The organism is Sutcliffiella horikoshii (genome assembly GCF_002157855.1).
GTDB classification, from domain to species: Bacteria; Bacillota; Bacilli; order Bacillales; family Bacillaceae_I; genus Sutcliffiella_A; species Sutcliffiella_A horikoshii_C.
The window spans coordinates 180913-205272 of sequence record NZ_CP020880.1; the positions used below are offsets into that span (position 1 = coordinate 180913).

Consider the following 24360-nt stretch of genomic DNA (forward strand, 5'->3'; position numbering starts at 1 on the left):
GGTCCAACAATGAATTTTTCTAAAATGCCTAAGATTGAACTTCACTGCCATTTGGATGGGAGTGTTAGACCGGAGACCATCATTGACATTGCAAAGAAAGACGGCATCCGTATTCCTTCCTTTGATACGGAAGAGATAAAGGAAGAACTAATTGCTCCACTCAACTGCGAATCCTTAGATGAATATCTTAAAAGATTTTCTATTCCTAATTTAGTAATGCAGTCAAAAGAAAATTTGAAAAGAATTACTTATGAGCTTTATGAAGATGCAGCAAAGGAAAATGTAAAATACATGGAGGTTCGATTTGCCCCCTTACTTCATACGAAAATGGGATTATCTATAGAAGAAATTATCTTAAGTGTGATAGAGGGAATGAAAGAGGCAGAAGAGAATTTTGATATATATGGAAATATTATATTGTCATGTATGAGAACGATGGCAGTGGAAAGTGCTTTTGAGGTTGTGGAGAAGGGGAAAGAATTCTTAGGGAAAGGGGTAGTGGCAATTGATTTGTGTGCTTCTGAGGAGGAAGGTTTTTGCAGGGAGTTTATTGAACCAATCAGATTGGCTAAAGAATATGGCTTTAGAGTCACGATCCACGCAGGTGAAACTGGAATCGGAAAAAATGTGCTTGAGGCGGTTAAATGGTTAGGGGCTGAAAGAATTGGGCACGGTGTGTTCATTCATGATTGTGTAGAAGCTTATAATATTGTGAAGCAAAAACAGGTAGTACTTGAAATGTGTCCAACAAGTAATGTCCAAACCAAAGCAGTAAACCAAATCAGTGACCATCCAGTCTATGACTTTCACAGGGATGGAATAAAAGTAACCGTTAATACAGACAATAGAACGGTTTCGAACACAACGATGACAAAGGAATGTGATTTAGTCTGGAATGAATTTGCTATGAGTGATGTAGAGTATAAACAGATTTACATGAATAGCGTGCAAGCCTCTTTTGCAAATGAAAAAGTAAAGGAAAAACTGAAGACATATTCACTAGACATTTAACCTTTTTCGTCTATTGATTCCTAATTAATAGTAGTTCATTTCGAAAGAATTGGTATTAAGAATTGGTACTAATCAAATGGATAGCTTTAAATAAAACACCGTTTCAGTTTAGAAACGGTGTTCTATGCATTATGCCTCTGGTTGAGTCTTTTTACATGGTGTAATTAACCTGCTTTCCTCTCAAGCTGTACACGTTCTGGCTTTTCTTTTATAACCTTCCCAAAAACAAATCCTAACATACCCCCAATAATCGCTGGGAAAATCCACCCTAAACCTACTTCATAAAAAGGAAGAATTGTAGCAAAAAGATCTTCAACCGGTGCAATGCTCATACCCGCAGCCTTCAACGCGTCAGAGAATGCCACAATGGAAGTGAAAATCATACTTCCTTGATATACTTCTTTTCTTCCATTAAAGAATGAGTGCAAGAATGTTAAGACCATCAAGCAGACAACAAATGGATAAATCGCTACTAACACTGGAACGGATACGGCGATCAATTGCGTTAAGCCCACGTTTGCAAAAATGGCACTGATTGTGGATAACACGATGACAAAGGTTTTGTAAGAAATGCTTGGCAATAGTTTATTAAAATAGGAAGAACATGAAATGATAAGACCGATACTTGTTGTTAAACAAGCGCCAATAACGATCAGGCTAAGTAATAGTCCACCGTAAGCGCCGAAGAAGTGATTGGATGCACCCGATAGCACTGCTCCTCCATTTTCTAATAATCCTAATGCTTCCACACTTGAAGCTCCAATATAGGATAGGGAAGTATAGATGATGGCAAGAAGACCTGCCGCAATACCCCCTGCTTTTGTGACAGCGATCATGATTTCCTTCTTCGTTGTCGCACCTTTTGCTTTCACGGCATTGATGACTACAATTCCGAATACAAAGGCAGCAAGTGCATCCATTGTCAGGTATCCTTCTTGGAATCCTTTGAAGAAGGAGCCGTCTACATAACTCTCTGTTGGAGCTTGGAAGCTTCCAATAGGAAAAATAAAGGCCGTTGCAATTAAAATTCCTATGAAAAGTAGTAATAGTGGCGTCAAAACTTTCCCTACAATATCAACTATTTTGGTAGATTTCAGAGAAAAGAAGACGGTAACGCCAAAGAATAGAATGGTGAAAATCAATAACCCAATGCTGCTGCTCTCTTCTGATAAGAACGGTCTGATTCCCATTTCAAAGGACGCCGTTCCCGTTCTTGGGATGGCAAAAAGTGGCCCAATGGCTAGATATAATATAACCGTAAAAACTAGTCCAAAAACGGGATGTACCCTGCTCGCTAGGGACTGGAGATCGCTTTTCCCCGAATATCCCAACGCTAATACGCCAAGTAAAGGTAAGCCAACACCTGTTACGATAAAGCCCGCATTAGCAGACCAAATATTCGTCCCTGCGGATTGACCGAGCATGGCTGGGAAAATTAAATTTCCCGCACCGAAGAATAAAGCAAAAAGCATAAAACCAATGGCTAGTACAAATGAAAATGGCATCTTGTTTGTCATCTTAAGTCCTCCTGGTAGTTTAGTGATCTGGTTGGTCCCGCATAAATATATAGATAATTATTTTAGTAAGGTAATATATTGCATAACACAAGATATCATATGCAAAATATTTATGCAATATATTACGTATAATTGTTCCATGTAATATATTGTATTTAAAAGCAGAATACTATACACTTTTAACATATCTAACTCGAATGCATCATTATTTTTTGTGAAATTTATAAAGGTGGTTGATCATAATGCCCATACCTTCTAACTATTCATCACCCACTCGGGTATCTGCCAAAAAGCGCGCCTTTGCTCAAATTCAAGAGTGGATCATTGATGGAACGCTTCAACCGAAAGAAAAGTTGAATGATGCAGAACTTGCACAAGCTTTAGGTGTGAGCAGAACGCCTATACGGGAAGCACTGCAGCTACTGAATGTTCAAGGTTTAGTAGAAATGTTTCCAGGGGTCGGCACGCAAGTCACCTCTGTTAAAAAAGAAGACATAACCAAGATCCTGCCTCCATTAGGGGCTTTAGAGGCCTTAGCGGCAGAACTTGCAACACCATTAATTACCCAAGATACCATTGATACGTTGCGTGAAATTAATTCTGCGTTTGCCCGCGCTATAAAAAAAGGAGACTTTTATTCCGCTTTAAAGCAGGATGAAAAGTTTCATAATATTATTGTAGAAAATGCACAGAACCAGTATCTGGCTAACTCAGTATCAAATCTACAAGCACATGTTCTGCGTCTTTATTTTCATCAATCGATCATACTGACGGATACTTCTATAGATGAACATGAATCCATGCTAAAAGCGTTCGAGAATCGAGATCCAGAAACGGCGGCTAAAATTGCCCGCACTAATTGGCTGCGCGCAATAGATGAGTTTTATGCGGAGCAGAAAGATAGTAGGGAATAGCTTTACTATACCTTCGAACGGAGCATAACATTGGAAATTATCGAAATTAGAAACAAGGATCAACTATTGGATAAGGCAATCCAAGTTTTCTGGCAGCAGTGGGGGAGTGAGGAGAACTTTAAGTTTTATGAAGATGCGATTCTCCATTCTGCTACCACCTCTTCTGATATACCGCGATTTTATGTGGCAGTGGAAGATGGTCAAATCATTGGTACGTATGCGATTTTAAGAAATGATATAAATAGCCGTCAGGATCTGTGTCCATGGTTGGCTTGTCTTTATGTGGCAGAGGGGCATAGAGGGAAGGGGATAGGTGCCAAGCTGTTGGAGCACGGATTAGAAGTGGCGGCTGAAAAAGGGTATGACAACCTATACTTAACGACAGATTTAGAAAACTATTATGAGAGATACGGTTGGAAAAATAGCGGGATTGTTTATGGACCAGACGGTGGCTCGATTAAGCTTTATGAAAAAAGTACTGCTCAATAAAGAAAAGCCAGATGAAGGGTTTAACCTAAATCTGGCTTTTTTGTATTATTTATTTACTTTTACGTCATAACGATCTGCATCCATCACTTTCACCCATGCAGCCACAAAATCATTTACAAACTTCTCTTGGCTGTCGTCTTGTGCGTACACTTCAACAAGTGCACGTAGGACGGAGTGTGAACCAAAGACAAGGTCTACTCTTGTAGCGGTACGGACAAGCTCGCCTGTTTGGCGATCACGTGCTTCGTAGTAGCCTTCTCCTTCAACCGGCTTCCATTCCACACCCATGTCAAGCAGGGTCAAAAAGAAATCGTTCGTGAGCGTACCGATTTTCTCCGTGAATACGCCATGCTTAGTGTCACCGTGGTTTGCACCAAGGACACGTAAGCCTCCGATAAGAACAGTCAATTCCTTCGCAGAAAGGTCCATAAGTTGCGCCTTGTCCACCATAAATTCTTCCGGTTTTAAGGAGTATTCTTTCTTATGGTAGTTGCGGAATGCGTCAGATACAGGCTCCAACACTTCGAAGTTCTCTTCGTCTGTTTGATTCTGAGTGGCATCACCGCGACCAGGTGTGAACGGAACTTTTACTTCAAAGCCAGCGTCCTTGGCAGCTTTCTCAACGGCTGCACTTCCGCCAAGTACGATAAGATCAGCAAGGCTGACGTTTTTCTCCAAGCTTTGTTGTAAGTCTTCTAATACATTCAATGCCTTTGCAAGTTGCTCCGGCTCATTTGCTTCCCAGTCCTTCTGAGGAGAGAGGCGAACGCGGGCACCATTTGCGCCACCACGCTTGTCCGAATGACGGTACGTGCTCGCAGATGCCCAAGCAGTTTTTACAAGCTCGCTTACAGAGAGTCCGCAATTTAAAAGTTTAGCTTTAAGATCTTCAATCTCTGCATCAGTTAATGTGTAGTCCACCTTCGGAACCGGATCTTGCCAAATGAATTCCTCTTCTGGCACTTCAGGTCCTAAGTATCTGTCGCGAGGCCCCATGTCACGGTGAAGCAGCTTGAACCATGCGCGTGCAAAGGCATCAGCAAACTCATCCGGATTTTGATGGAAGCGGCGGGAGATCTTTTCGTATTCTGGGTCCATGCGCATCGCCATGTCCGCAGTCGTCATCATTGTTTTTACTTTTTTGGATGAATCATGAGCGTCTGGAGCTAAATGCTCTTCATCTGGATCGATCGGTGCCCATTGGTAAGCGCCAGCCGGGCTCTTCGTCAGTTCCCACTCATATCCGAACAATAGATCAAAATAGCTCATATCCCACTGAGTAGGAGTTGGCGTCCATGCACCCTCAATTCCACTTGTGATGGTGAAAGCGCCGTGGCCAGTTTCATGGCTGCTCTTCCAACCGAAACCTTGGTGTTCAAGGCCTGCTCCTTCAGGCTCTTCTGTCACATGAGACGGATCTCCGGCACCGTGGGCTTTCCCGAATGTATGTCCGCCGGCAGTCAATGCCACGGTTTCCTCATCATTCATTCCCATTCGTTTGAATGTATCTCGGATATCAAAGGCACTTTTCTTGGGATCTGGTTCGCCGTTTGGTCCTTCCGGATTAACGTAAATCAATCCCATTTGCACGGCAGCAAGCGGGTTCTCCAGGTCACGCTCACCGGAATAACGGTTGTCACCAAGCCATTCCTTCTCCGGACCCCAGTTTATGTCTTCTTCAGGGTGCCAGATATCTTCACGGCCGCCACCGAATCCAATCGTTTTTCCGCCCATGGATTCAATCGCAACATTTCCTGCAAAAACGAGCAAGTCTGCCCAAGAGAGCTTGTTGCCATATTTCTTTTTAATCGGCCATAGCAGTCGGCGGGCCTTGTCCAAGTTTCCGTTATCAGGCCAACTGTTCAACGGTGCAAAACGCTGAGATCCGCTTCCGCCGCCTCCGCGTCCATCTACTTGACGATATGTACCAGCTGCATGCCAACTCATACGAATAAAGAACGGCCCATAATGACCATAGTCCGCCGGCCACCAGTCTTGGCTATCTGTCATAAGATTATGTAAGTCCTCTTTCAGGCCTGCATAATCGATCTTTTGGAATTCCTCTGCGTAGTTGAAATTTTCCCCAAGTGGGTTTGTCTTTGTGTCATGCTGGTGAAGCACATTCAAATCAAGTTGATTCGGCCACCAGTCTTTGTTTTTCGTGCCTCTGATCGGTTTTTCAGAACTGCTTTCCCCAGTAAATGGGCACTTTCCAACGTTCTCATTGTCCATACATCTTTTCCCCTTTCTGTTTTGAGAAGAGTAAATAGCATAATAACTAGCCTTACAACGTACGAAACCACAAAATGAGACAACATCAATTCTTACATTATAATTATAATAAATAATCAGCAGAATAAAAAGAAATACGCACTTAATTTTTAATAATATTCTGAAATTAATGGCATTCAAGTACGCCGCCAATATTTAAGGTGCCTTTTAGTTGGAATTTAATACCTATTAATGAACAGAAAAAAGCCAATCGCTACCGTGATACGATTGGCATACATTTTATTTAGGTTGTTACTTGCTTTGTGCATTACCGAATCATTTGCTTAATCAATTCTTTATTTCTAGCTTTAAATACTTCGTTGTGTGAGGAAACCATTGCTACTTTGCTTGCATGAGGTTGTATATATTGTTTTGCTTTGTTGACTGCATTTGCTGCATCCTGGAAAGCCCCAGCAATTAAATGCAATTTCCCATCATGATTTAAAATATCACCAGCAGCATAGAGTCCTGGTATGGAGGATTCACTTTTTGAATTCCCCGCTATGTAATATGTGTCCACCATTTCAATTGGCAGTTCGCTGTTCTCGATTAATGTTCCGTCCCGTTCATATCCATGGCTGATAATGACTTCATCAATAGAAAGGGTGGAGATATCCCCGGTTTCATGATTGGTAAGCTGAACTCGTTCGATTACTTCATGGTCAGCGCTCGCAATTAACTTCGTGATGGAGGTGTGGAATAGACATTTTGCCGAGCTGTTCAGCAGTTGTGATACCTGTGCCTCGTGAGCGGATAGCGCATCTTTTCGATATGTAACATATACTTGTTTAGCTATCGGCTCCAGTTCATTTGCCCAGTCTATAGCTGAATTGCCTCCGCCGGATATGATAACAGTTTTGTCTTTAAAGCGTTGAAGTGACTTAACGGTATAATTTAAATTTGTTACTTCAAATCTCTCTGCTCCTTCAATAGCCAGCTTTTGCGGATGAAGGATGCCTCCACCTACAGCAACAATGACCGTTTTGGATAAATGGCGTTCACCATTGGAATCCAAGAGCACAAAGAGGCCTTCATCATTTCGTGTAATAGATTCTACTTTTCTACTTAATACAACTTCAGGATTGAAGGTTAGGCCTTGCTCAACAAGCTGTTCAATCAGTTTTGCTCCGGGAAGAGGCGTCTGTCCCCCGACATCCCAAATCATTTTCTCAGGATACACATGAATTTTTCCGCCTAATTGATGCTGATACTCAATCAGCTTTGTCTTCATTTCTCTAAGACCACTATAAAATGCAGAGTAAAGGCCTGCAGGACCGCCACCAATAATCGTTACATCAAATAAATCCAGTTTCACCCTTATTCACTCCCTGTAGGAAATAGATAAAATTGATTATCATTCTCATTTAAGTATATAACTATTTTACTAGTTTATGCAATATGGAGGCGGGGGATTGGCTGATATTTTGTAAATGTCACAATAACACGATGAAAAGTTATAATGACCATTATAAAAGTTTCAATCCACGGCAAAAGAGTTACAATAACCCTTCGAAAAGGTACAATCCAGCAAAATATCGCGGTAATAAGCAGATAAACTAAGTTAGTATAGTTGAAAAAAAACCTTTTATAAGCTACCGTTCAATGTATAGAGAGTTTCCGAAATGGAGAGAGAGCATATGATGTTAGTTTTAGGCGTTTTAGGAGTGCTAGTTTTGGTTGGCGGGCTGTTTGCAACACTTCAGGTAGCGGGAAAGGGAGATCACGATTATCAGAAGAAATCAGAGGGGAATGTAAGGCGACTTACGTACATTTATATCGCGTTATTTGTTGTTATTATCGTTGGGTTTATTGTTTATTTGAGATGGTTTGTGTAGGATATAATGTTAAAAGGCCCCCGGGAGTCTAACTTCGCGGGGGTCATTTGTATTTTTATTCAATAAAATATATGCGGGCTTTTTTGTTGCCTTGGTGGGGGATATTTAATGATAGGAGCTCTCTGTAAGCAATGTGTGAGGAATGAAGACATATGAACTCTCGGAACTCTCTGTTTGTTATCTTGTTCCCAAATCCAAGTAATGGATAGTCCTTAATTGTCTGTTGAAGAAGCTCTTTTTCTGAATGTCCACATTTTAAGCACAACCACTTCTGATAAGATTTCTGCATAGGTGCATGGGAGCAAATAGGGCAAATCACTCCTCTAATAAACGAAGAAGAAGAAAGTCCATAGTAATTCATCAAGTTAAAGTTCTCATCTTGGTGAATTTTTAATAGTGTTTTCACAAGCTTGTTGGCGTCCTTATTTGAAAAGTAAGTGTGGGTTTGGGTGTTATCAATTTCTTTTATTCTTGTTGGGAGATTCGTGTGGAAGACTACATTCTTTAAGATGATGGGAGATTTTTTTAATAAGGTAGCATTTTTATGTGTTATGACGATTTGAGTATAGATAGGTAATCGGGGCAATTTAAGGTCCTTGATGATAGAGGAGAGTTGAATTTTGTGGCGCGCTAGCTGTGCAAACGGGTCTCCAAGTCTTTCTTGTCCTGCTTCATTGTGACGAATTAGACTACCGGTATCTTCATCAAACTCAATTTTTCCTGAAACATATTTGGAATCTAATATGAGGCAATGAGTAGGGGAGATAAGGAGTGAGTCCATCTGGAAATGTCGTCCTTTTGTGTCTGGAATCCTTAGGCCATGCAACACTTTATAGTCTTCATGGGGCAGGAAGGATGAATAGTAGTCCATTGCTTGTTCGCCTTTGTATCCATAGTGTAAACGGTAGAATTCTTGTTCAAGTTGAGGGTGTTTTGGATGGGTTTTGGGGACCCTTCGCATTGCGGCTTCATGCGCGAGCAACCTGAGTGGTTTTTCTCTGTCTTTTGTTATCATGGTAGCCTCCTTTTCATAGATATTCCCTCTCTATTTCGCCTGTGGAGTCATGAATTCCTGCCTGAAGCATGAAAGAATACGTTTTATCCGTGGAGATTTGATTTTATCCGCGAACTTTTCGTTTTATCCACGGAGATTGGATTATATCCGCGAACTTTTCGTTTTATCCACTACTTTCACCCATATAACCGCCATTCGACAAACCTCAGCAAATTTTGCAACAATTGAGCCACGTGCCCGCCCCACCCAACCAACAAAAAACCCCCGTTCACGAACAGGGGCTATCAATCACTCAACTCTATAACTTAAACGAACTCTTCAACGACACAATCTCATTAAACACAAGCTTGTCAGCTGTGGTATGTTTCGGATCCACATTAAAGTAGCCGTGGCGGAAGAATTGGAATTTCTCCTGTGGTGCCACATCCTTCATGTTTTCCTCCACAAATCCGTTCAACACTTTCATGGAATTCGGGTTTACTTGGTCCAGGAAGGATTTTTCGATAACTTCCATCGACTCTTCTTCCGTGCCAGCTACATTTGCAACTTCAGCTTCCACTTCCGACTCAGGCTCCTCATCCAATAGCAACGGCTCGAACAAACGGAATTCAGCAGGGACCGCTTGGGAAGCTTCTACCCAGTGTAATGTCCCTTTTACTTTACGGCCAGTGAACCCAGTGCCGCTCTTCGTTTCCGGATCGTACGTACAGTGGATCTCCACTACATTTCCGTCTTCGTCTTTTACAAAGTCCTCACACTTAATGAAGTAAGCATGCTTCAGGCGAACCTCATTGCCAGGGAAGAGGCGGAAGTATTTCTTCGGCGGATCTTCCATGAAATCCTCTTGCTCGATATAAATCTCGCGGGAGAATGGAATTTGTCTTGTTCCCATTTCGGGATTTTCCGGGTTATTTTCCGCATCCAGCATTTCCACTTGTCCTTCTGGGTAGTTGGTGATGACCACTTTCAAAGGACGTACAACACCCATGGTACGAGGGGACTTCAATTTCAAATCTTCACGTACAAAGTGATCAAGCATTTGCGAGTCAACAAAACCGGATCCTTTAGAAACACCTGTTTCACGAACGAATGCGCGGATTGCTTCAGGTGTGTAACCTTTACGGCGCAGTCCGGAAATTGTCGGCATACGAGGGTCGTCCCATCCGTCCACAATTCCTTCTTCCACAAGCTTGCGCAGCTTACGCTTACTCATGACGGCATTGGTGATGTTCAAACGGCCAAACTCGATTTGCTGTGGCGTTCCTGCCATTTCCGTTTCCGCTACGACCCAGTTGTACAGTGGACGTTGGTCTTCAAACTCCACGGTACAGATAGAATGAGTCACATCTTCAATCGCATCCTCAATTGGGTGTGCGAAGGCATACATCGGGTAGATGCACCATTTGTCTCCTGTGTTATGGTGCGTTGCATGAGAGATACGGTAGATGACCGGGTCGCGCAAGTTGATGTTCGGTGACTTCATGTCAATTTTTGCACGAAGTACTTTTTCTCCGCTGCCAAATTCGCCTTTACGCATGCGCTCAAATAGATCAAGGTTTTCTTCCACAGAACGCTCGCGGTATGGGCTGTCTTTTCCTGGTTCTTTTAAAGTACCGCGGTAAGCACGGATCTCATCAGCAGACAGGTCGTCCACATACGCTTTGCCTTTTTTGATTAAAAGAACAGCGCGATTGTACATCTCTTCAAAGTAATCAGATGCAAAGAATAGTCCGTCCCAATCATAGCCAAGCCATTTTACGTCTTCTTTGATGGAGTTAACATACTCAACGTCTTCTTTTAAAGGGTTGGTGTCGTCAAAGCGCAGGTTCGTTTTTCCGTTGAACTCGTCAGCAAGGTCAAAGTTGATGACGATGGACTTTGCATGTCCGATATGTAGGTAACCGTTTGGCTCTGGAGGGAAGCGGGTGATGACATGGTTGCGCTTGCCAGATTCCAGGTCCTCTTTTATGATATTTCGAATAAAATTCGAGTTTGCTGGGTTATGTTCCAAGTTTTTCAACCTTCCTTATATAAGAATGCCGGGGGAGCGGGCTTTTTTAGCTATTTTCCCCACATTTATGATAGTCAATATTGTAACACAAGAAATGGCAAGCGCAAAAGCTTATAAGAAGGGGAAGGGGAAGATTAGGCAATGGTTTAACACCGCTGTTGATTTCCGCGCTAGGCTTCGCTTTCCGCGGGCGGTCCGGAAGCCTCCTCAGGCTTCGCCTTGCGGGGTCTTCCCTGTCCCTTCCTCCCGCAGGACAAGGAATGCTTCGACAGCGATACATCGCACGAAGAAAATGCGATAGCATTTTCGAGGAGTCTTCGCCTATCGCTCCAATCAACAGCTAGGTTATTTGATCACTCCAATTCCCCTTTTTCACAAAATAAAAAAGCAGCGGGACCCCTTCCTCCCACTGCCCATATCACCTTCCATCACCAAGGTCTGAACGGAGGTGATCCTGGTGGTGCATTTTGTATCATATCCATTAACGGAATGGTGTAAGCGAACAAGATTAATGCCACCGCAATTCCGATCCATAGCTTCCAGTTTTCAAGAATGCGTGGGGTTTCCCGTGCATCATCCGCCACTTCGCCGATTGGGAATTCCGTATGGGCTTTTGGTGCGAAGAAGGCAAGGTTGATGACGATGTAGATCATCAGCATGGATGCGACAAACAGGATGACCCCGCCGAGTGCCATCGTGACCTGGTTTGTGAAAACTCCATCAAACCAAGCGGCAGCTGTCGCATGATCCTGATAAGTGGTATAGGCAGTACGACGAGGTGCCCCCAACAACCCAAGCAAGTGCATCGCACCAGACATAAAGAACATTCCGACCGTCCAAAGGATCGTCTGTGTCATTGCAAGTTTGTTCATGCGTGCGGTGAAGGCCCTGCCGCGCAGTACTGGAATCAGCCAGTAGGCAATTCCGAAGAATGTCAGGATAACGGTGGATCCAACCGTAATGTGGAAGTGTCCCACCACCCAAAGAGTGTTATGGACGACAGCATTCATTTGGTTACTGGCGTTGATAATTCCACCGGTTCCAGCGGGGATGAAAAACAGCATTCCCATAAATGGTGCGAAAAAGCGTGCGTCACCCCAAGGTAATTTTCGTACCCATCCAAAGGCACCTCTTGCTCCTTTAGCCCGACCTGCTAATTCAAACGTTGCGAAAATAGAGAAGGCGGTCAGCAGCGAAGGAACGATTACCGCAAAGGTCAAGACAACCTGCAGGTATTTCCAAAACTCAGAGATCCCGGCTTCCATCAGTTGATGGTGGAAGCCAACTGGAATGGAGAACAGCAAGAACAACACAAAAGCCAAGCGAGCTAGTGAATCACTGAACAGCTTTCCGCCGATGATTTTAGGAATGCAGACATACCAAGCGATGTAAGCTGGCAGTAGCCAGAAGTACACCAACGGATGGCCAAAATACCAGAATAACGTGCGGCTTAATAAGATATTGATGTTATCAACAAGGCCTAGCGACCAAGGTAAGAATTGAAGCAGCACAGTTGCGGCAACCCCGATGGAAGCGACATACCATAATAGAATCGTTCCGACTGTCATAAAGCTGAACAGTGGTGTTATTTGCCCGCGGTTTCTCTTTTTCCAGCGGATATAATGTGCCAACAAACTTGCCCCGCCAATCCATGTTCCGACCACAAACAGAGTCAACCCTACATAATAGAGGGGAGAGGCTTGCAATGGCGCGTAAAAAGTATATAAGACCGATGCGTCATTCGTTAAGATCATTGCAAAGCTTAATAGAGTGCCGATCGTGAGTACCCAAAAGCCGACCCAGCCTAATCTTCTTTCAAAAGGTGTCATCGTCCCCAATGTTCTGCTCATCCCGGCATGAAGGAAACCGTAGATGAAATAGGTCGTCAACACAAGTGCAAGCAACACACCATGAGCCGTCAACAGCTGGTAATAGCTGATGCTGTAAGGCAGTTCAATTAGTCCCCCGCGCACAAGCCCCTGGACCACACCTGCCATTGTTCCCAAGAATAGCGCAGCAAAAGCGATATAAATATAGGCCATACTTAATTTTGAATCATGAATGTCTACTTCCGCTGCCTGTCTCATTCATCTGTCACCTCAATTTCCATTTGCATATTCTGATGTCCAATGCCGCAATATTCATTGCAAAGGACAAGGTAAGAGCCAGCTTCTTTGAATGTATGTTCCGATTGGTTGATGTGTCCAGGTGTGATCATCATGTTGACGTTTGTCTTCGGGATGGTGAAGCTGTGGACGACATCCTGGCTAGTCAGCTGGAACTTGACAGTAGAGCCTTTTGGGACGGTAATTTTATTAGGTTCATAGCCAAATGTCATAGCAATGATGGTAGCTTCATAGGTGTTCTCGTCGATTTTCTTCAATCCGGGCTCATCAAATGGAGCGGATGCTCTCACATTCTCCGCATCCACAGTGGCCATATGACTTGGTGGATGGTGCCCGTGAGCAAAGGCGGTAACCCCAATGACGGATAAAAAGACAACCAAGGTCCCAACGCCAAAAATTAACCAATATTTTTCATAACGGTGTAAATGCATCTATTTGTACCCCCTTTTTCTGACCTGCTAATTTCGTGAAATAAATAAGCTGAACACGCTGACCCACGAAATGACGATAAACGCCCCTAACAAAAATACGGCAATCAATGTTCCTTTTAATGAAGCTTCCTCTTCTTTCAAAGGAAGCTTCTTGCCGGTAGTTTTCTCAGGACGTTCATATTGTACATTTGCCATCCCTGACACCCCTTTCTATTCCACAACCAGTTTGGAAACCATCTCTGTGTGCCCTGTTCCGCACATGATGTCACAGATGATTTCGTATTCCCCAGGCTTAAGGTTCGCAACGACACTGCCATCCCCTTGAATCTTCACATCTGTTCCTTTAATGGTAATTCCGTGGTGACCTTCCACGTTTTCATGGTGGATAGCAACGGGTTTGCCGGCAGGAGCGGTATAAGTAGCTTTATCGAATTCCCAGTTCGAACTCTTAATCGTTACTTCTGCCTCCGCATCTTCCACCGAAACCTCATCAGAACCACAACCGGTCATAACCCCTAAAAGTAAGACAAGTGCAAAGCAGCACACCAAAAATTTTTTAAAAGAAAACATACTCGTCACTTCCTTTTCCAATTTTTATCTAAATGATCTATGCACTTTCATTGTAAAAGGTGGAAAGAAATAAAAGTGTGATAAAAGTCACACATCTGGAAGAAAAAGGTGAATATTTTGTTAACAAGTGAGCAAAGTGAAAAGCACGGTTTGATCATGCCTGATTTTGTTATAATAGTAGATAGAAATGTAAGGAAGCAGAGGGGGATGTAAGAGAGATGAATGCTGAAAAAACGATTATCGATAAACTGAATCTGCAAAAATATGAGAACCGTTTATTTTTGCAGTTGCCTGAGAATACTGGGGAGTTTGAAGGACTGGAATACGATACTTCTATTAAAAAGGACAAGTATGATTTGATTTTCTTATTCATGTTCTCCATGGAAGATTTCAACAGGTACGTTCCAATCATAAATGAGAAGCAGTTGCTTTCTGATAACGGCTATGTGTATGTCGCTTATCCGAAAAAGGGGAATTCGGTCTACCCGGAATACATTGAGCGGGACAGCTTTTATGCGGAGTTAAATCTGGATGAAGAAAAGTACCTGCCAAACAGCGCGCTTAAATTTTCAAGAATGGTCAGCCTGAATGAGGTTTTCACGGTAGTAGGGCTAAAATCCACGCCTAAGAAAGCGAAAAAGAAGACAAGTGCAAAGAGTCAATGTGTGGATGACTACATCGCTCACATTGATGACATTAAGAGCTTCTTGAAAAATAATGGGGCGGTATTGGCCAAATATAACGAACTGACATATGGCTACCAAAAGGATTGGGCGCGCTATGTCTATAGTGCTAAAAGGGCAGAAACGCAGGAAAAACGCCTGCAAGAGATGGTAGCAATCATTGACGAAGGTCATAAATCGATGGATCTTTATAGACGAAGCAAAAAATAATAATAAGGTAAGGCGCAGCTTATTTTCGACTAGGCTGCGCTTTTCTTTATCATGAAAACCTCCCCTATCAAATAAGTTGTAGTAAGAGGAGGGGGACAGAATGAGCTATGAACCGATTACCCCATGGGAAGAACATGAATTCTGGCTGGGCATATTAAAGGACCATGCCTATTTTATAAGAGATTATTTATCACCGGAAGAAAAGAAATGGGTCAAGCAGGCGGAGACGTTTATTGAGACTTTTGGAAAAGTGGAACAGGAGCTTAGAAAGGTTCCTAAAGATGCACCTGTTGATTCGGGACCGATGATCAGGCTAGCGGAAATGGCGAATGAAGTGGCATACAAGTACTACTTGTTCGAAGGCAATCTGTTGAATCTGAGGCTTTTTAATAAGGTCAATTTGAATTTGACACCGACTTATTTGAATGGGACGCTTTTGGAAAACAGGGAGTACTTGAGGATACTGGAAAGCTACGTCCAGGGAAAAGATTATCCTGCATTAACTCTCGTCGAATTGTTAAGCATGTGGCTGGATGATCAGTTGGGGCATGCCTCTTTATTATTGAGGATGTTGGATGGCGTGGAGTTTGCACTGGTGGAACGAGCCAATCATGTGAGAGGAAAGTTTTCGCAGTTTATTGTGAAAAATGACATGATGGAAGGCTATCTGCATTTTACAGAACCAGGCTTTCCTGCGCAGATGAGGTTCGCAAAGGAAGTGTCAGTCGAAGTGGTGAAGTTTAATAATCTGGTGGCCGAAGTACTGGAGCTTTACTTGGACGACGAACTCATTAATCAAAGTACACTGCGATTTCTCGAACACCACTTTCCGGAATCCTGCTATTTTATGAGAAAGTTATCCTATTACGCGCCTTCTATTAGCTATCCGGCATGTAAGTTGACGAAGCCTACGTTAAGAAACTTAAATTAATGATATTAGATAAACACACTACCTCTATGTCAGGTTGGTGTGTTTTTTTATAAGCATATTAAACAGTTTACTTTATTCTTAAGAGGGAATTTTAAAAAGAGAATACCATAAAGGAAGTGTTAGAGTTGCCCCCTACTATTTCAACATTCGTATTTGATGTGTATGGAACCTTATTTGATGTTCATTCTGTAAAAGAAAAAGCGGATGAATTATTTGACGGAAAAGGAACGGAAATCAGTGAAATATGGAGGAGAAAACAGTTGGAGTATTCGTTTCTTCGCCAACTGATGGGGAACTATGAAACATTTTTCGAGGTAACGAAAGATTCTTTGAAATATGCATTAAAGCAATTGGCCATTCCGTTTTCTAACAAAGAAGTGGAGTCTCTTATGGTGCAATATACTTCTTTGCGTGCCTATGATGAAGTACAGAATGTGCTAAGCACGCTTAAAGAGAATGGGAGGGTTCTTGCGGTCTTCTCAAACGGGTCGCGGAATATGTTAGAGCCTTTGGTCGAACAAGCAGGGATGAAAGAGTATTTCCATCACATCATAAGTGTAGATGACACGAAGCAGTATAAACCTACGCCTGCTTCCTATACGGGAGTGCTGAAAGTGATAGGTGTGAAAAGAGAAGAAGTTCTATTTATGTCTTCAAATGGATGGGATATCAGCGGCGCCAAAAACTTTGGTTTTCATACTGCTTGGATTAACAGAAATCATTTACCCCAAGAAGAATTGGGGCTAGCCCCAGATTACACATTTGATTCACTAGATGGCATTTTGGATTTATTATAAAAGGAGGAAATGAACATGGGATATCTTAAATTAAAGGACAAAGCTCCTGAATTTAAACTTACTCAAACTACAGGGGAAACTTTCTCGTTTGACGCTCACCAAAAGGAGCATGAGGCATGGCATTTGATCGTCTTTTTCCGCGGTTCATGGTGCCCTGTCTGTCAAAATGAATTGAAGGAACTAGAGGAAAGCAAGGGGTACTTTGAGGATAAAAAGGTACATGTCTTGGCCATAGCCACAGAGGAAGTGGAAAAACTAAAGGAAATGGTATCGGAATATGATTTGACTATGCCTGTCCTTTCAGACTCGAAACTTGAAGCGTTAGAAGCATATGGTGTCTATTATCATGGAGAAGATGCTCCATATGAAGACCATGGAGTTCACGGGGAACCAGCCTATTTCCTTATTGATGAAAAAGGAAAACTACTCTATCAACAAAGGCAGACAAGTCCATTTGGTAGACCGTCTGTATCTGAACTGCGAAAAATTGTGAAATACATTGGGAAGAATTTAAAGTAGCCTTGTAATCTAGACTTCACCAACCCGCTTCACCTACAATTCTTAAAACTTTCTAGTTAAGTTATTTAAGCCATTGTCTATGGAGATAAATTCCTATACTATTAAAAATAGACAATTGCTTGAAGTTATGAAGCAGTCCCCTCTCCTAGTGAGAGGGATTTTTTGTATGAAAAAGGGGAGTCAGGATGATATTCAAAAGGGAACGCCAACAAGGGAAAAGCTTCAGTTTTGAAGAGGGAAAAGGGAGTCTTGAGGTGAAAAGAGATAGTGAGATCCTCAAGCAAGTAAAAATGATAGACCTTCACAAAAGGGACTTGGAAATTATAAACGCCATTCAACCGTTTGTTACGGCACAAATCGAGGATATTGTAGCGAGATTTTACAAGAATCTAGAGAATGAACCGGCGTTATTGACAATTATTAATGATAATAGCTCCATCGAAAGGCTTAAAAAGACGCTTAAACAACATATTACCGAAATGTTTGATGGGAAGATCGATGAGTCCTATTTTGCAAAAAGGATAAAGATAGCTCAAATACATGTAAAGATTGGATTGCAAACGAAATGGTATATGTGTGCATTCCAAGATTTGCTTTTATCGCTGATAAACATCATTGATAAGAATATTTCAGACAAAGAAGACTGCCTTCTTGCAATCAGAGCCGTTTCAAAGCTGTTGAATTTGGAGCAGCAGTTAGTATTAGAGGCATATGATCAGGAAACAGAAAGATTAAAAGGAGCTGTGGAGGAACAGAAGCGACACGTTAGGGATAATGTAGCGAGCGCATCTGAAAATTTAGCTGCTATTTCAGAAGAGACGAACGCGGCGTTTCAACAATTGCTCTCACGTTCTAGTGAGATAGTGTCTCTTTCAAACAACGGAACAGAGCTTTCCATACTTGCACAGGAGCATGCGGAAAATGGAAAGGGCCAAATACATAAACAAACGTTGAATATGACAAATATTCATGGTTCAGTCAATGATATTTCAAGGGATGTGGATGTATTATTAACCATATCAAAACAGATGGAAGAAATCGTAGAAATTGTGACAGGAATAGCGGACCAGACCAACTTGTTGGCGCTTAATGCTGCCATTGAAGCGGCAAGGGCTGGAGAGTCAGGACGCGGCTTTGCTGTGGTAGCAGGTGAGGTTCGAAAACTTTCCGAACAGACAAAAAAATCAGTAACAAATGTTTCTTCTCTTATCCTGAATACGAATAAGCAAGCAGAGGAATTGATAAAGTCCTTAGAGAGAATAAGAGTCGAAGTCAAAAGTGGCGACGATAACATGAAGCAGACAGAAAAACACTTTGAAGAAATTTTAAATATGTTAGGGAAAACTTGTAATCAAAATAACAAAATCAACGAAGAAGTATTGTCTTTTGTGGGAGTGGTAGATGATTTGGGAAAGGCATTTGAAGAGGTTGCTCATTCTGCAGATAGCTTGACTATGATTACGCAAGAGATGAAATAATTTATAACAGATGCTGGTGGGATTACATTCTCACCGGTTTTTTTTTGCTCCGTTCACTAATTCCCCCTGAATTGTGGATAGAAAAGAGTGAGAACTTGATTACAAGACAAGTTTTAGGGAAATTATGAAAGAAAGTTTATTTTCTAAGAATAGGAGTTGAACGGTGAAATGGATATGGATACATCCAACTATAGCAGACGTAATTTGTGGTCGGGGATTCTCTTTGGATTAGGGATGGTTGCTTTTATAGATGAAACGATCTTTCACCAATTGCTTCACTGGCATCATTTTTATGATAAGTCCACAACAAGTGTGGGTTTAGTTTCCGACGGGTTATTTCATGCCTTCAGCTGGTTTGCGACGATTGGGGGCTTGTTTTTATTTGCTGATTTAAGGAGAAGGAAGTCGCTTGTTTGGAAAAGGTGGATAGGCGGTATTTATTTGGGGGCAGGAGTTTTTCAATTATATGATGGGATCATTCAACACAAGATCATGCGGATTCATCAAATTCGGTATGTTGATAATGTAATAATTTATGACGTAATTTGGAATATGATCGCTGCGGGGATGATAGTGGTGGGTGTGATTTTAACGATTAAAACGAATAATAGGCAACGTTCCAAAGAGGTTGCTTCATGAGCCTACTCACACACATCCATCATCAGGCAGAGATAGGTGGTTGGACCAGTCAGCTTCTGGTGGTTCCTTTTTTATTGGCATTACTTTTATATATAACAGGAGTGAAACTATCCAATGGAAAATATACAAAATGGCCGCTCAAGCGGACTTTGTTGTTTACTAGTGGAATTATCTTTGCTGTGATTGCTTTGGCAGGTCCCATTGCAGAAAGGGCACATGTGGATTTCTCCTACCATATGTACGCACATCTATTATTAGGGATGTTGGCGCCACTATTACTCGCCTTATCGGCACCTATGACCCTTTTAATGAGGGCGCTTAGCGTTAATGCTTCCAGAAAGTTAACACGAATCCTAAAGAGTAAACCTATCTCGGTCGTTACAGATCCAGCTGTTGCTACTGTCTTAAATATCGGAGGATTGTGGGTTCTATATACAACCGCATTGTATGAAGCGATGCATCAGCATGTAGGGCTGTATCTTTTCGTACATTTCCATGTGTTCTTGGCAGGGTATTTGTTTACGATATCGATGATTTATGTTGACCCGACAGCGCATAGAAGAAGCTACCTCTACCGGACCATCGTCTTCATCCTTGCACTTGCCGGACATGGTATTCTATCGAAATTCATCTATTCTATGCCTCCAAAAGGTGTGCCTGTAGAACAAGCGGAAAGTGGAGCAATGGTTATGTACTATGGCGGCGATGTGATTGACGGTATCATCTTAGTTATCCTGTGCTATCAATGGTATAAAACTACACGTCCTAGAGCACTTAGCGAGGTAGCGTTGAAAGGGTAAGGAGTAGTGATTGGAAAAAGAAGCCGTGGAGAACTTTCCCTCCTTGGCTTCTTTATTTTTTAGTGAGTCATATTCCCCTGATTCGGTACAGTTGTATAACTTTGCAGCATAGCATTCATATCCTGCATAGCGAGCTGTGGTACTTGATAGTAACCGTGTTTATTTTGATAAAGAAAAATCTCGTAACTCATTTCAATGAAGTTTGGCACACTGTCTGCAATGACGCGACGAAGGACCGGATTGGTCATTTCGAGCGCAGTCATGGCAAGCAGCGTCGCAAGCCCCTTTGTTTGTCCAAGCATATAAGCGGAAAGCCCTTTGTCAGCAAGCTCATTGACGGATTGGTTCGGCTTTTTTGGTTGTGAAGGTGTGATGCCGTATACTACGTCATGTGTTTGGGTCATTTTATACACTTGAGTAGAAACGGATGGCTTCTGACCAGTTCGGAAACTTTCCACGATGGTGTTGTACATCTGGGTTACAAAGGTTGTTTGGCGTTTCACGATATCTTTTAGCGCAGGATCCTGGATATGCTGTTCGTACATTTGGTATTGGTCGAGCATGCTGATAATGCCGGCAATCACTTCATGTGCATCGAATAGCTCGTGCCCGCCGTGGTTCGTATTTGGGGTAGCTTGTGTCCCTTGTGTGTTCATGTTCATTGTTGGCGGCATCTGATTTTGATTCATATTTTGTCCTTGTGAGGTAGGTTGATTTTGCATGTTTTTCATCTCTCCTTAAAGTGGCATTCTATCTTATAATGAGCAAATTTGTCCCATTCATGTATGAAAAGTGAGGCGGGAAAATATAATGTCAATGGTACAAGGAGTTTCTTGTTGGGTGGGGAATAGTAGTGGTGGAGGGATGAGGATGATCGAAACTCTAAAGAAGGTGCTGGTGCTTGTAGTAATCCTCGGGCAAGTGGTCGGTGTGGCCCTGCTTATAGTTAATATTTGGTTAGGAGTTATGTTTTACATATTTTATGTGCTTGCACTCCTAGCACTATTCATTGTGCTGATTGTAGAGCGTGCAAAAGAAAAAGAGGAGGATGACAAAAATGATTATAGTGACTACTGAGTCGGTACCAGGGAAAAAGATTGTGGATCTGAAGGGATTTGTGAAAGGTAGTACGGTGCAATCAAAACATATTGGGAAGGATCTATTGGCAGGACTGAAAACGATTGTCGGGGGTGAAATCAAGGAATACTCGGAAATGATGCAGGAGGCTCGTCAAAAAGCAATCGGCCGGATGGTGGAGGATGCAAAGAGCAAAGGGGCGAATGCTATTATTTGTGTACGTTTGGAAACCTCGAGCGTCATGACAAATGCATCCGAGATTATTGCTTATGGGACGGCGGTAACGGTGGACTAATAAGAAAAGAGAAAGCGCTTGGTTAGCAATGTAGCCCGCCAAGCGCTTTTTTCAGAGGTGTCTTTATTTTACAACCTTCACAATCTTTGCATCCTTACTTTCTACTCCAGTATTGGAAACGGAGGTTACGCCATACGTATAGCGTTTGCCTTCCTCAATGGTGCTGTCAATATAAGTGGTAACACCTTCTGTTGCATACACAACATCCACAATATTCGCAGGATTGTTATAATCTCCTTCTTTCATCCCATCGAAACGGTAGATAACATATTTCCTTGCGTCAGAATGCTTTTTATCATCGATTGTTAGGGTGATACTGCCTCCTGTTTTAACTGCTTTCACCGTGTTTGGCTTTTGTGGAAGCTTTTCGCCGTTCCACGGAGTTGCAGGAACGAGTGCAGGCTCTATATAGATTTCGTTTGTTAATATGTCTGCATAGCCAAGGTTATTTTTGATAATTTGTCTAAGGGAGAAATGCATCTGTCCTTGCGTATTCTCGTCTTTGCGGTTGTCTAGAATCTGTTCAGGAAGCTCGTATGGGTTATCCCAGTTCTGGTCAAAATTGTCTCCAACCTTGTAGTCCGCTGTTCCGATATACAGGTTCACCGGATGGTTATGGGCATATTCTTCGACTTCATTGCTCCACCAGTCAAGCAGGATGGAGTAATCGGCTGCTGCAAAACCGCGGGACCAGTAGATTTGCGGTGTGATGTAGTCGATACTGCCGTCTTTGATCCATTGTCTTGTATCCGCATATAGGTCATCATAGTTTGTTTGGCCGGCTTGTGTATTGCTTCCTGTCGGATCCATTGCGATATTTCTCCAAACACCAAATGGGGAGATTCCAAACTGTACCCAGCTCTTTGTTTCTTTGATCGTGTCATTGATGGCCGACACTAGGTTGTTTACGTTGTCGCGTCTCCAGTCTTCGATATTATCAAAACCGCGCGGATCTGCTTCAAATTGCGCTTGATCCGGGAATTCCTCTCCAGCCCTGCGATATGGATAGAAGTAATCATCCATATGAACCGCTTCAATGTCATAGTTCGTTACAAGCTCCTCGACAGTTGAAAGCAGGTAATCCTGCACTTCCTGAATACCAGGATTCAAGTAGTATTGAAAACCGTATCTAACCACCCATTCAGGATGTTCCTTTGCAACATTTTCCTCAGAAAGGCTTTCTAATGTTTCAAAAGGCATCGTCACACGATAAGGATTAACCCAAGCGTGCACTTCGATACCGCGCGCATGAGATTCATCAATCATAATTTGGAGCGGGTCATAACCTGGGTCTGTTCCTTGTGCACCTCCAGTCACATATTTGGACCAAGGATCGATTTCAGATGGATAAAAAGCATCTGCTGTAGGTTTTACCTGATAAATGATCGTATTAAAGTTTTTACCTTTTAGAAAATCAAGCGTTTCTTCTACCCATGCTGTATAGTCTGCTTCGTTCAATCCTGCTTGCATGTCAATGTTTTGAACCGTGGCAATCCAGGCTGCCCTCATCTCATGCTTTGGCTGCTGAGTCATTTCTGCACTCCCTTTCGTTGTAAAAAGAGGGAGAGTGAAGGAGAATAATAATGCGGTAATCATTATGTACTTACATGCTTGTCCAAATTTCATTTGTAGCCCCTCGCTTTCTTTTTGTTTAATAGTAAACGCTTACAAAACACTGAAATAAAATTTCAATAAATTACAGAAAAATTGAAACATTACTTCTGTTTCCATTATAAAAGGAATGAAAGTGAGGGGATATAAGACGAAAGAATTAAAATGCAGAATATTCAAACTTAAACAGTAAACATATAGGCCTATTTTTCAAAAAAACCTATTTACCTTTACGCAACGTCAAGGTGTACACTGAATTTGTCAGGAGGTGATCAATCGTGGAATACACCGTACAGAAATTAGCAAAATTGGCTGGAGTGACAGGCAGGACGCTGCGTTATTATGATGAGATTGGGATTCTCAAGCCGGCGAGAATAAGTGCATCGGGGTATCGCATCTACGGGCAGGCGGAAGTGGATATGCTGCAGCAAATCCTCTTTTACCGCGAGCTCGAACTGGATCTCGAAAGCATCCAAAAAATCATCAACGCTCCATCCTTTAATGAAGTGGAAGCACTTAAAGAACACCGTGACAAGCTTCTGACAAAGCAAAAGCGGCTTGAGGGCCTCATTGAAAGTGTAGACCGGACACTGGCTGCGAAAGAAGGGAGTATTACTATGAGTGATAAAGAGAAGTTTGAATCATTTAAGCAGAATATGATAGATAAAAACGAAGAAAAATATGGCGAAGAAATCAGAGGAAAATACGGCAACGAGACGATCGATAAATCCAACGCTAAAGTAAAAGGCATGTCCAAGGGTCAATACGAACAAGGAGAAAAGCTTGGGGAAGAGGTGCTGAACGTCTTGAACGAAGCATTCAAAACTGGTGACCCTTCAGGAGAGCTTGCACAAAAAGCCGCTGACCTGCATCGCCAATGGTTAGGTTATTACTGGGACTCTTATTCCAAGGAAGCGCATGCCGGACTTGCTCAGATGTATGTGGATGACGAGCGATTTACAGCTTTTTATGATAAAAAACAAACTGGTACAGCAGAATTCCTGCGGGATGCCATCTATATCTACACAGGAATGCAAAAACAGTAACGTATACCAAGTCCCTACTCCTTTTAAAGGGAGTAGGGACTTTTCTACTAATCTACAAATATTGACTTTACAACAAAACTATAA

The 24360-nt window shown here is 42.3% G+C and carries 25 protein-coding genes and 1 pseudogene; 15 read left to right on the forward strand and 11 right to left on the reverse strand.

All coding sequences use genetic code 11. The features are described from left to right. Window positions 1-9 precede the first annotated feature (9 nt). Window positions 10-1011 (forward strand): adenosine deaminase, encoded by a 1002-nt coding sequence (gene add / locus B4U37_RS00995; RefSeq protein ID WP_088016707.1) that lies wholly within the window; start codon window positions 10-12, stop codon window positions 1009-1011. A 164-nt stretch (window positions 1012-1175) separates the two neighbouring features. Here the strand turns inward: add and brnQ are convergent, their stop codons facing one another. Beyond that, window positions 1176-2528 carry a branched-chain amino acid transport system II carrier protein gene (gene brnQ / locus B4U37_RS01000; RefSeq protein WP_088016708.1) on the reverse strand — a complete coding sequence of 451 codons (1353 nt, stop codon included), beginning with the start codon at window positions 2526-2528 and terminating at the stop codon, window positions 1176-1178. A 242-nt stretch (window positions 2529-2770) separates the two neighbouring features. On the opposite strand from brnQ, the gene B4U37_RS01005 reads away from it, so the two are divergent. After that, complete coding sequence (locus B4U37_RS01005) at window positions 2771-3442, forward strand: GntR family transcriptional regulator (protein ID WP_088016709.1); 672 nt, start codon at window positions 2771-2773, stop codon at window positions 3440-3442. A gap of 30 nt (window positions 3443-3472) precedes the next feature. Next, entirely contained in the window at window positions 3473-3931 is a 459-nt protein-coding gene (locus B4U37_RS01010) for a GNAT family N-acetyltransferase (protein ID WP_088016710.1), read from the forward strand. Window positions 3932-3976: 45 nt separating this feature from the next. Here the strand turns inward: B4U37_RS01010 and katG are convergent, their stop codons facing one another. Then, window positions 3977-6163: a catalase/peroxidase HPI gene (gene katG / locus B4U37_RS01015; RefSeq protein ID WP_088016711.1), complete on the reverse strand. Its 2187-nt coding sequence runs from the start codon at window positions 6161-6163 to the stop codon at window positions 3977-3979. Between the two features lie 307 nt (window positions 6164-6470). Next, window positions 6471-7517, reverse strand: a complete 1047-nt coding sequence (locus B4U37_RS01020; protein ID WP_088016712.1) for an NAD(P)/FAD-dependent oxidoreductase — start codon at window positions 7515-7517, stop codon at window positions 6471-6473. A 322-nt stretch (window positions 7518-7839) separates the two neighbouring features. On the opposite strand from B4U37_RS01020, the gene B4U37_RS01025 reads away from it, so the two are divergent. Continuing rightward, a complete protein-coding gene (locus B4U37_RS01025; protein ID WP_088016713.1) occupies window positions 7840-8037 on the forward strand; it encodes a hypothetical protein in 198 nt (65 codons plus the stop codon). A gap of 55 nt (window positions 8038-8092) precedes the next feature. Here the strand turns inward: B4U37_RS01025 and B4U37_RS01030 are convergent, their stop codons facing one another. From B4U37_RS01030 to B4U37_RS01055, 6 genes are all read right to left on the reverse strand, one after another. Further along, complete coding sequence (locus tag B4U37_RS01030; protein WP_088016714.1) at window positions 8093-9052, reverse strand: nuclease-related domain-containing protein; 960 nt, start codon at window positions 9050-9052, stop codon at window positions 8093-8095. 298 nt (window positions 9053-9350) lie between these two features. After that, window positions 9351-11063, reverse strand: coding sequence for a glutamine--tRNA ligase/YqeY domain fusion protein (locus B4U37_RS01035; RefSeq protein ID WP_010195008.1), 1713 nt, complete (start codon window positions 11061-11063; stop codon window positions 9351-9353). 428 nt (window positions 11064-11491) lie between these two features. After that, window positions 11492-13150: a b(o/a)3-type cytochrome-c oxidase subunit 1 gene (locus tag B4U37_RS01040; RefSeq protein ID WP_088016715.1), complete on the reverse strand. Its 1659-nt coding sequence runs from the start codon at window positions 13148-13150 to the stop codon at window positions 11492-11494. Next, on the reverse strand, window positions 13147-13620 hold the full coding sequence (locus B4U37_RS01045; protein ID WP_088016716.1) for a cytochrome c oxidase subunit II: 474 nt from the start codon (window positions 13618-13620) through the stop codon (window positions 13147-13149). The genes B4U37_RS01040 and B4U37_RS01045 overlap by 4 nt, the downstream gene beginning before the upstream one ends. Window positions 13621-13647: 27 nt before the next feature. Next, window positions 13648-13815: a cytochrome c oxidase subunit 2A gene (locus B4U37_RS01050; RefSeq protein ID WP_088016717.1), complete on the reverse strand. Its 168-nt coding sequence runs from the start codon at window positions 13813-13815 to the stop codon at window positions 13648-13650. 15 nt (window positions 13816-13830) lie between these two features. Then, window positions 13831-14190 carry a cupredoxin domain-containing protein gene (locus B4U37_RS01055; protein WP_088016718.1) on the reverse strand — a complete coding sequence of 120 codons (360 nt, stop codon included), beginning with the start codon at window positions 14188-14190 and terminating at the stop codon, window positions 13831-13833. Between the two features lie 218 nt (window positions 14191-14408). On the opposite strand from B4U37_RS01055, the gene B4U37_RS01060 reads away from it, so the two are divergent. From B4U37_RS01060 to B4U37_RS01090, 8 genes and pseudogenes are all read left to right on the forward strand, one after another. Continuing rightward, the gene (locus B4U37_RS01060; protein WP_088016719.1) at window positions 14409-15083 is read left to right on the forward strand and encodes a YdeI/OmpD-associated family protein; all 675 of its coding nucleotides are present in this window, start codon (window positions 14409-14411) and stop codon (window positions 15081-15083) included. A gap of 100 nt (window positions 15084-15183) precedes the next feature. Further along, window positions 15184-16014: a DUF2935 domain-containing protein gene (locus B4U37_RS01065; protein WP_088016720.1), complete on the forward strand. Its 831-nt coding sequence runs from the start codon at window positions 15184-15186 to the stop codon at window positions 16012-16014. Between the two features lie 125 nt (window positions 16015-16139). Next, the gene (locus tag B4U37_RS01070; RefSeq protein WP_088016721.1) at window positions 16140-16811 is read left to right on the forward strand and encodes a haloacid dehalogenase type II; all 672 of its coding nucleotides are present in this window, start codon (window positions 16140-16142) and stop codon (window positions 16809-16811) included. A 15-nt stretch (window positions 16812-16826) separates the two neighbouring features. Continuing rightward, entirely contained in the window at window positions 16827-17330 is a 504-nt protein-coding gene (locus B4U37_RS01075; protein WP_010195019.1) for a peroxiredoxin family protein, read from the forward strand. Window positions 17331-17620: 290 nt separating this feature from the next. Further along, window positions 17621-17998: pseudogene (locus B4U37_RS22660) on the forward strand (protoglobin family protein); the annotation flags it as partial. Then, complete coding sequence (locus tag B4U37_RS22665; RefSeq protein WP_425444105.1) at window positions 17987-18808, forward strand: methyl-accepting chemotaxis protein; 822 nt, start codon at window positions 17987-17989, stop codon at window positions 18806-18808. The pseudogene B4U37_RS22660 and the gene B4U37_RS22665, both read left to right, overlap by 12 nt. A gap of 168 nt (window positions 18809-18976) precedes the next feature. Continuing rightward, on the forward strand, window positions 18977-19447 hold the full coding sequence (locus B4U37_RS01085; protein WP_088016723.1) for a DUF2243 domain-containing protein: 471 nt from the start codon (window positions 18977-18979) through the stop codon (window positions 19445-19447). Next, window positions 19444-20247 (forward strand): cytochrome c oxidase assembly protein, encoded by an 804-nt coding sequence (locus B4U37_RS01090; RefSeq protein ID WP_198317061.1) that lies wholly within the window; start codon window positions 19444-19446, stop codon window positions 20245-20247. Before B4U37_RS01085 ends, B4U37_RS01090 begins: the two co-directional genes overlap by 4 nt. A gap of 59 nt (window positions 20248-20306) precedes the next feature. Here B4U37_RS01090 and B4U37_RS01095 read toward each other — a convergent pair whose 3' ends face one another. Further along, window positions 20307-20969, reverse strand: a complete 663-nt coding sequence (locus B4U37_RS01095) for a spore coat protein (RefSeq protein ID WP_010195024.1) — start codon at window positions 20967-20969, stop codon at window positions 20307-20309. A 148-nt stretch (window positions 20970-21117) separates the two neighbouring features. Between B4U37_RS01095 and B4U37_RS01100 the strand changes: the two genes are divergently transcribed. Then, window positions 21118-21324 (forward strand): hypothetical protein, encoded by a 207-nt coding sequence (locus tag B4U37_RS01100; protein WP_010195025.1) that lies wholly within the window; start codon window positions 21118-21120, stop codon window positions 21322-21324. Then, a complete protein-coding gene (locus B4U37_RS01105) occupies window positions 21305-21619 on the forward strand; it encodes a YbjQ family protein (RefSeq protein ID WP_010195027.1) in 315 nt (104 codons plus the stop codon). Before B4U37_RS01100 ends, B4U37_RS01105 begins: the two co-directional genes overlap by 20 nt. Window positions 21620-21682: 63 nt before the next feature. Here the strand turns inward: B4U37_RS01105 and B4U37_RS01110 are convergent, their stop codons facing one another. After that, the gene (locus B4U37_RS01110; RefSeq protein ID WP_088016724.1) at window positions 21683-23245 is read right to left on the reverse strand and encodes a glycoside hydrolase family 10-like protein; all 1563 of its coding nucleotides are present in this window, start codon (window positions 23243-23245) and stop codon (window positions 21683-21685) included. 263 nt (window positions 23246-23508) lie between these two features. On the opposite strand from B4U37_RS01110, the gene B4U37_RS01115 reads away from it, so the two are divergent. Beyond that, window positions 23509-24276: a MerR family transcriptional regulator gene (locus B4U37_RS01115; protein ID WP_088016725.1), complete on the forward strand. Its 768-nt coding sequence runs from the start codon at window positions 23509-23511 to the stop codon at window positions 24274-24276. Window positions 24277-24360 lie beyond the last annotated feature (84 nt).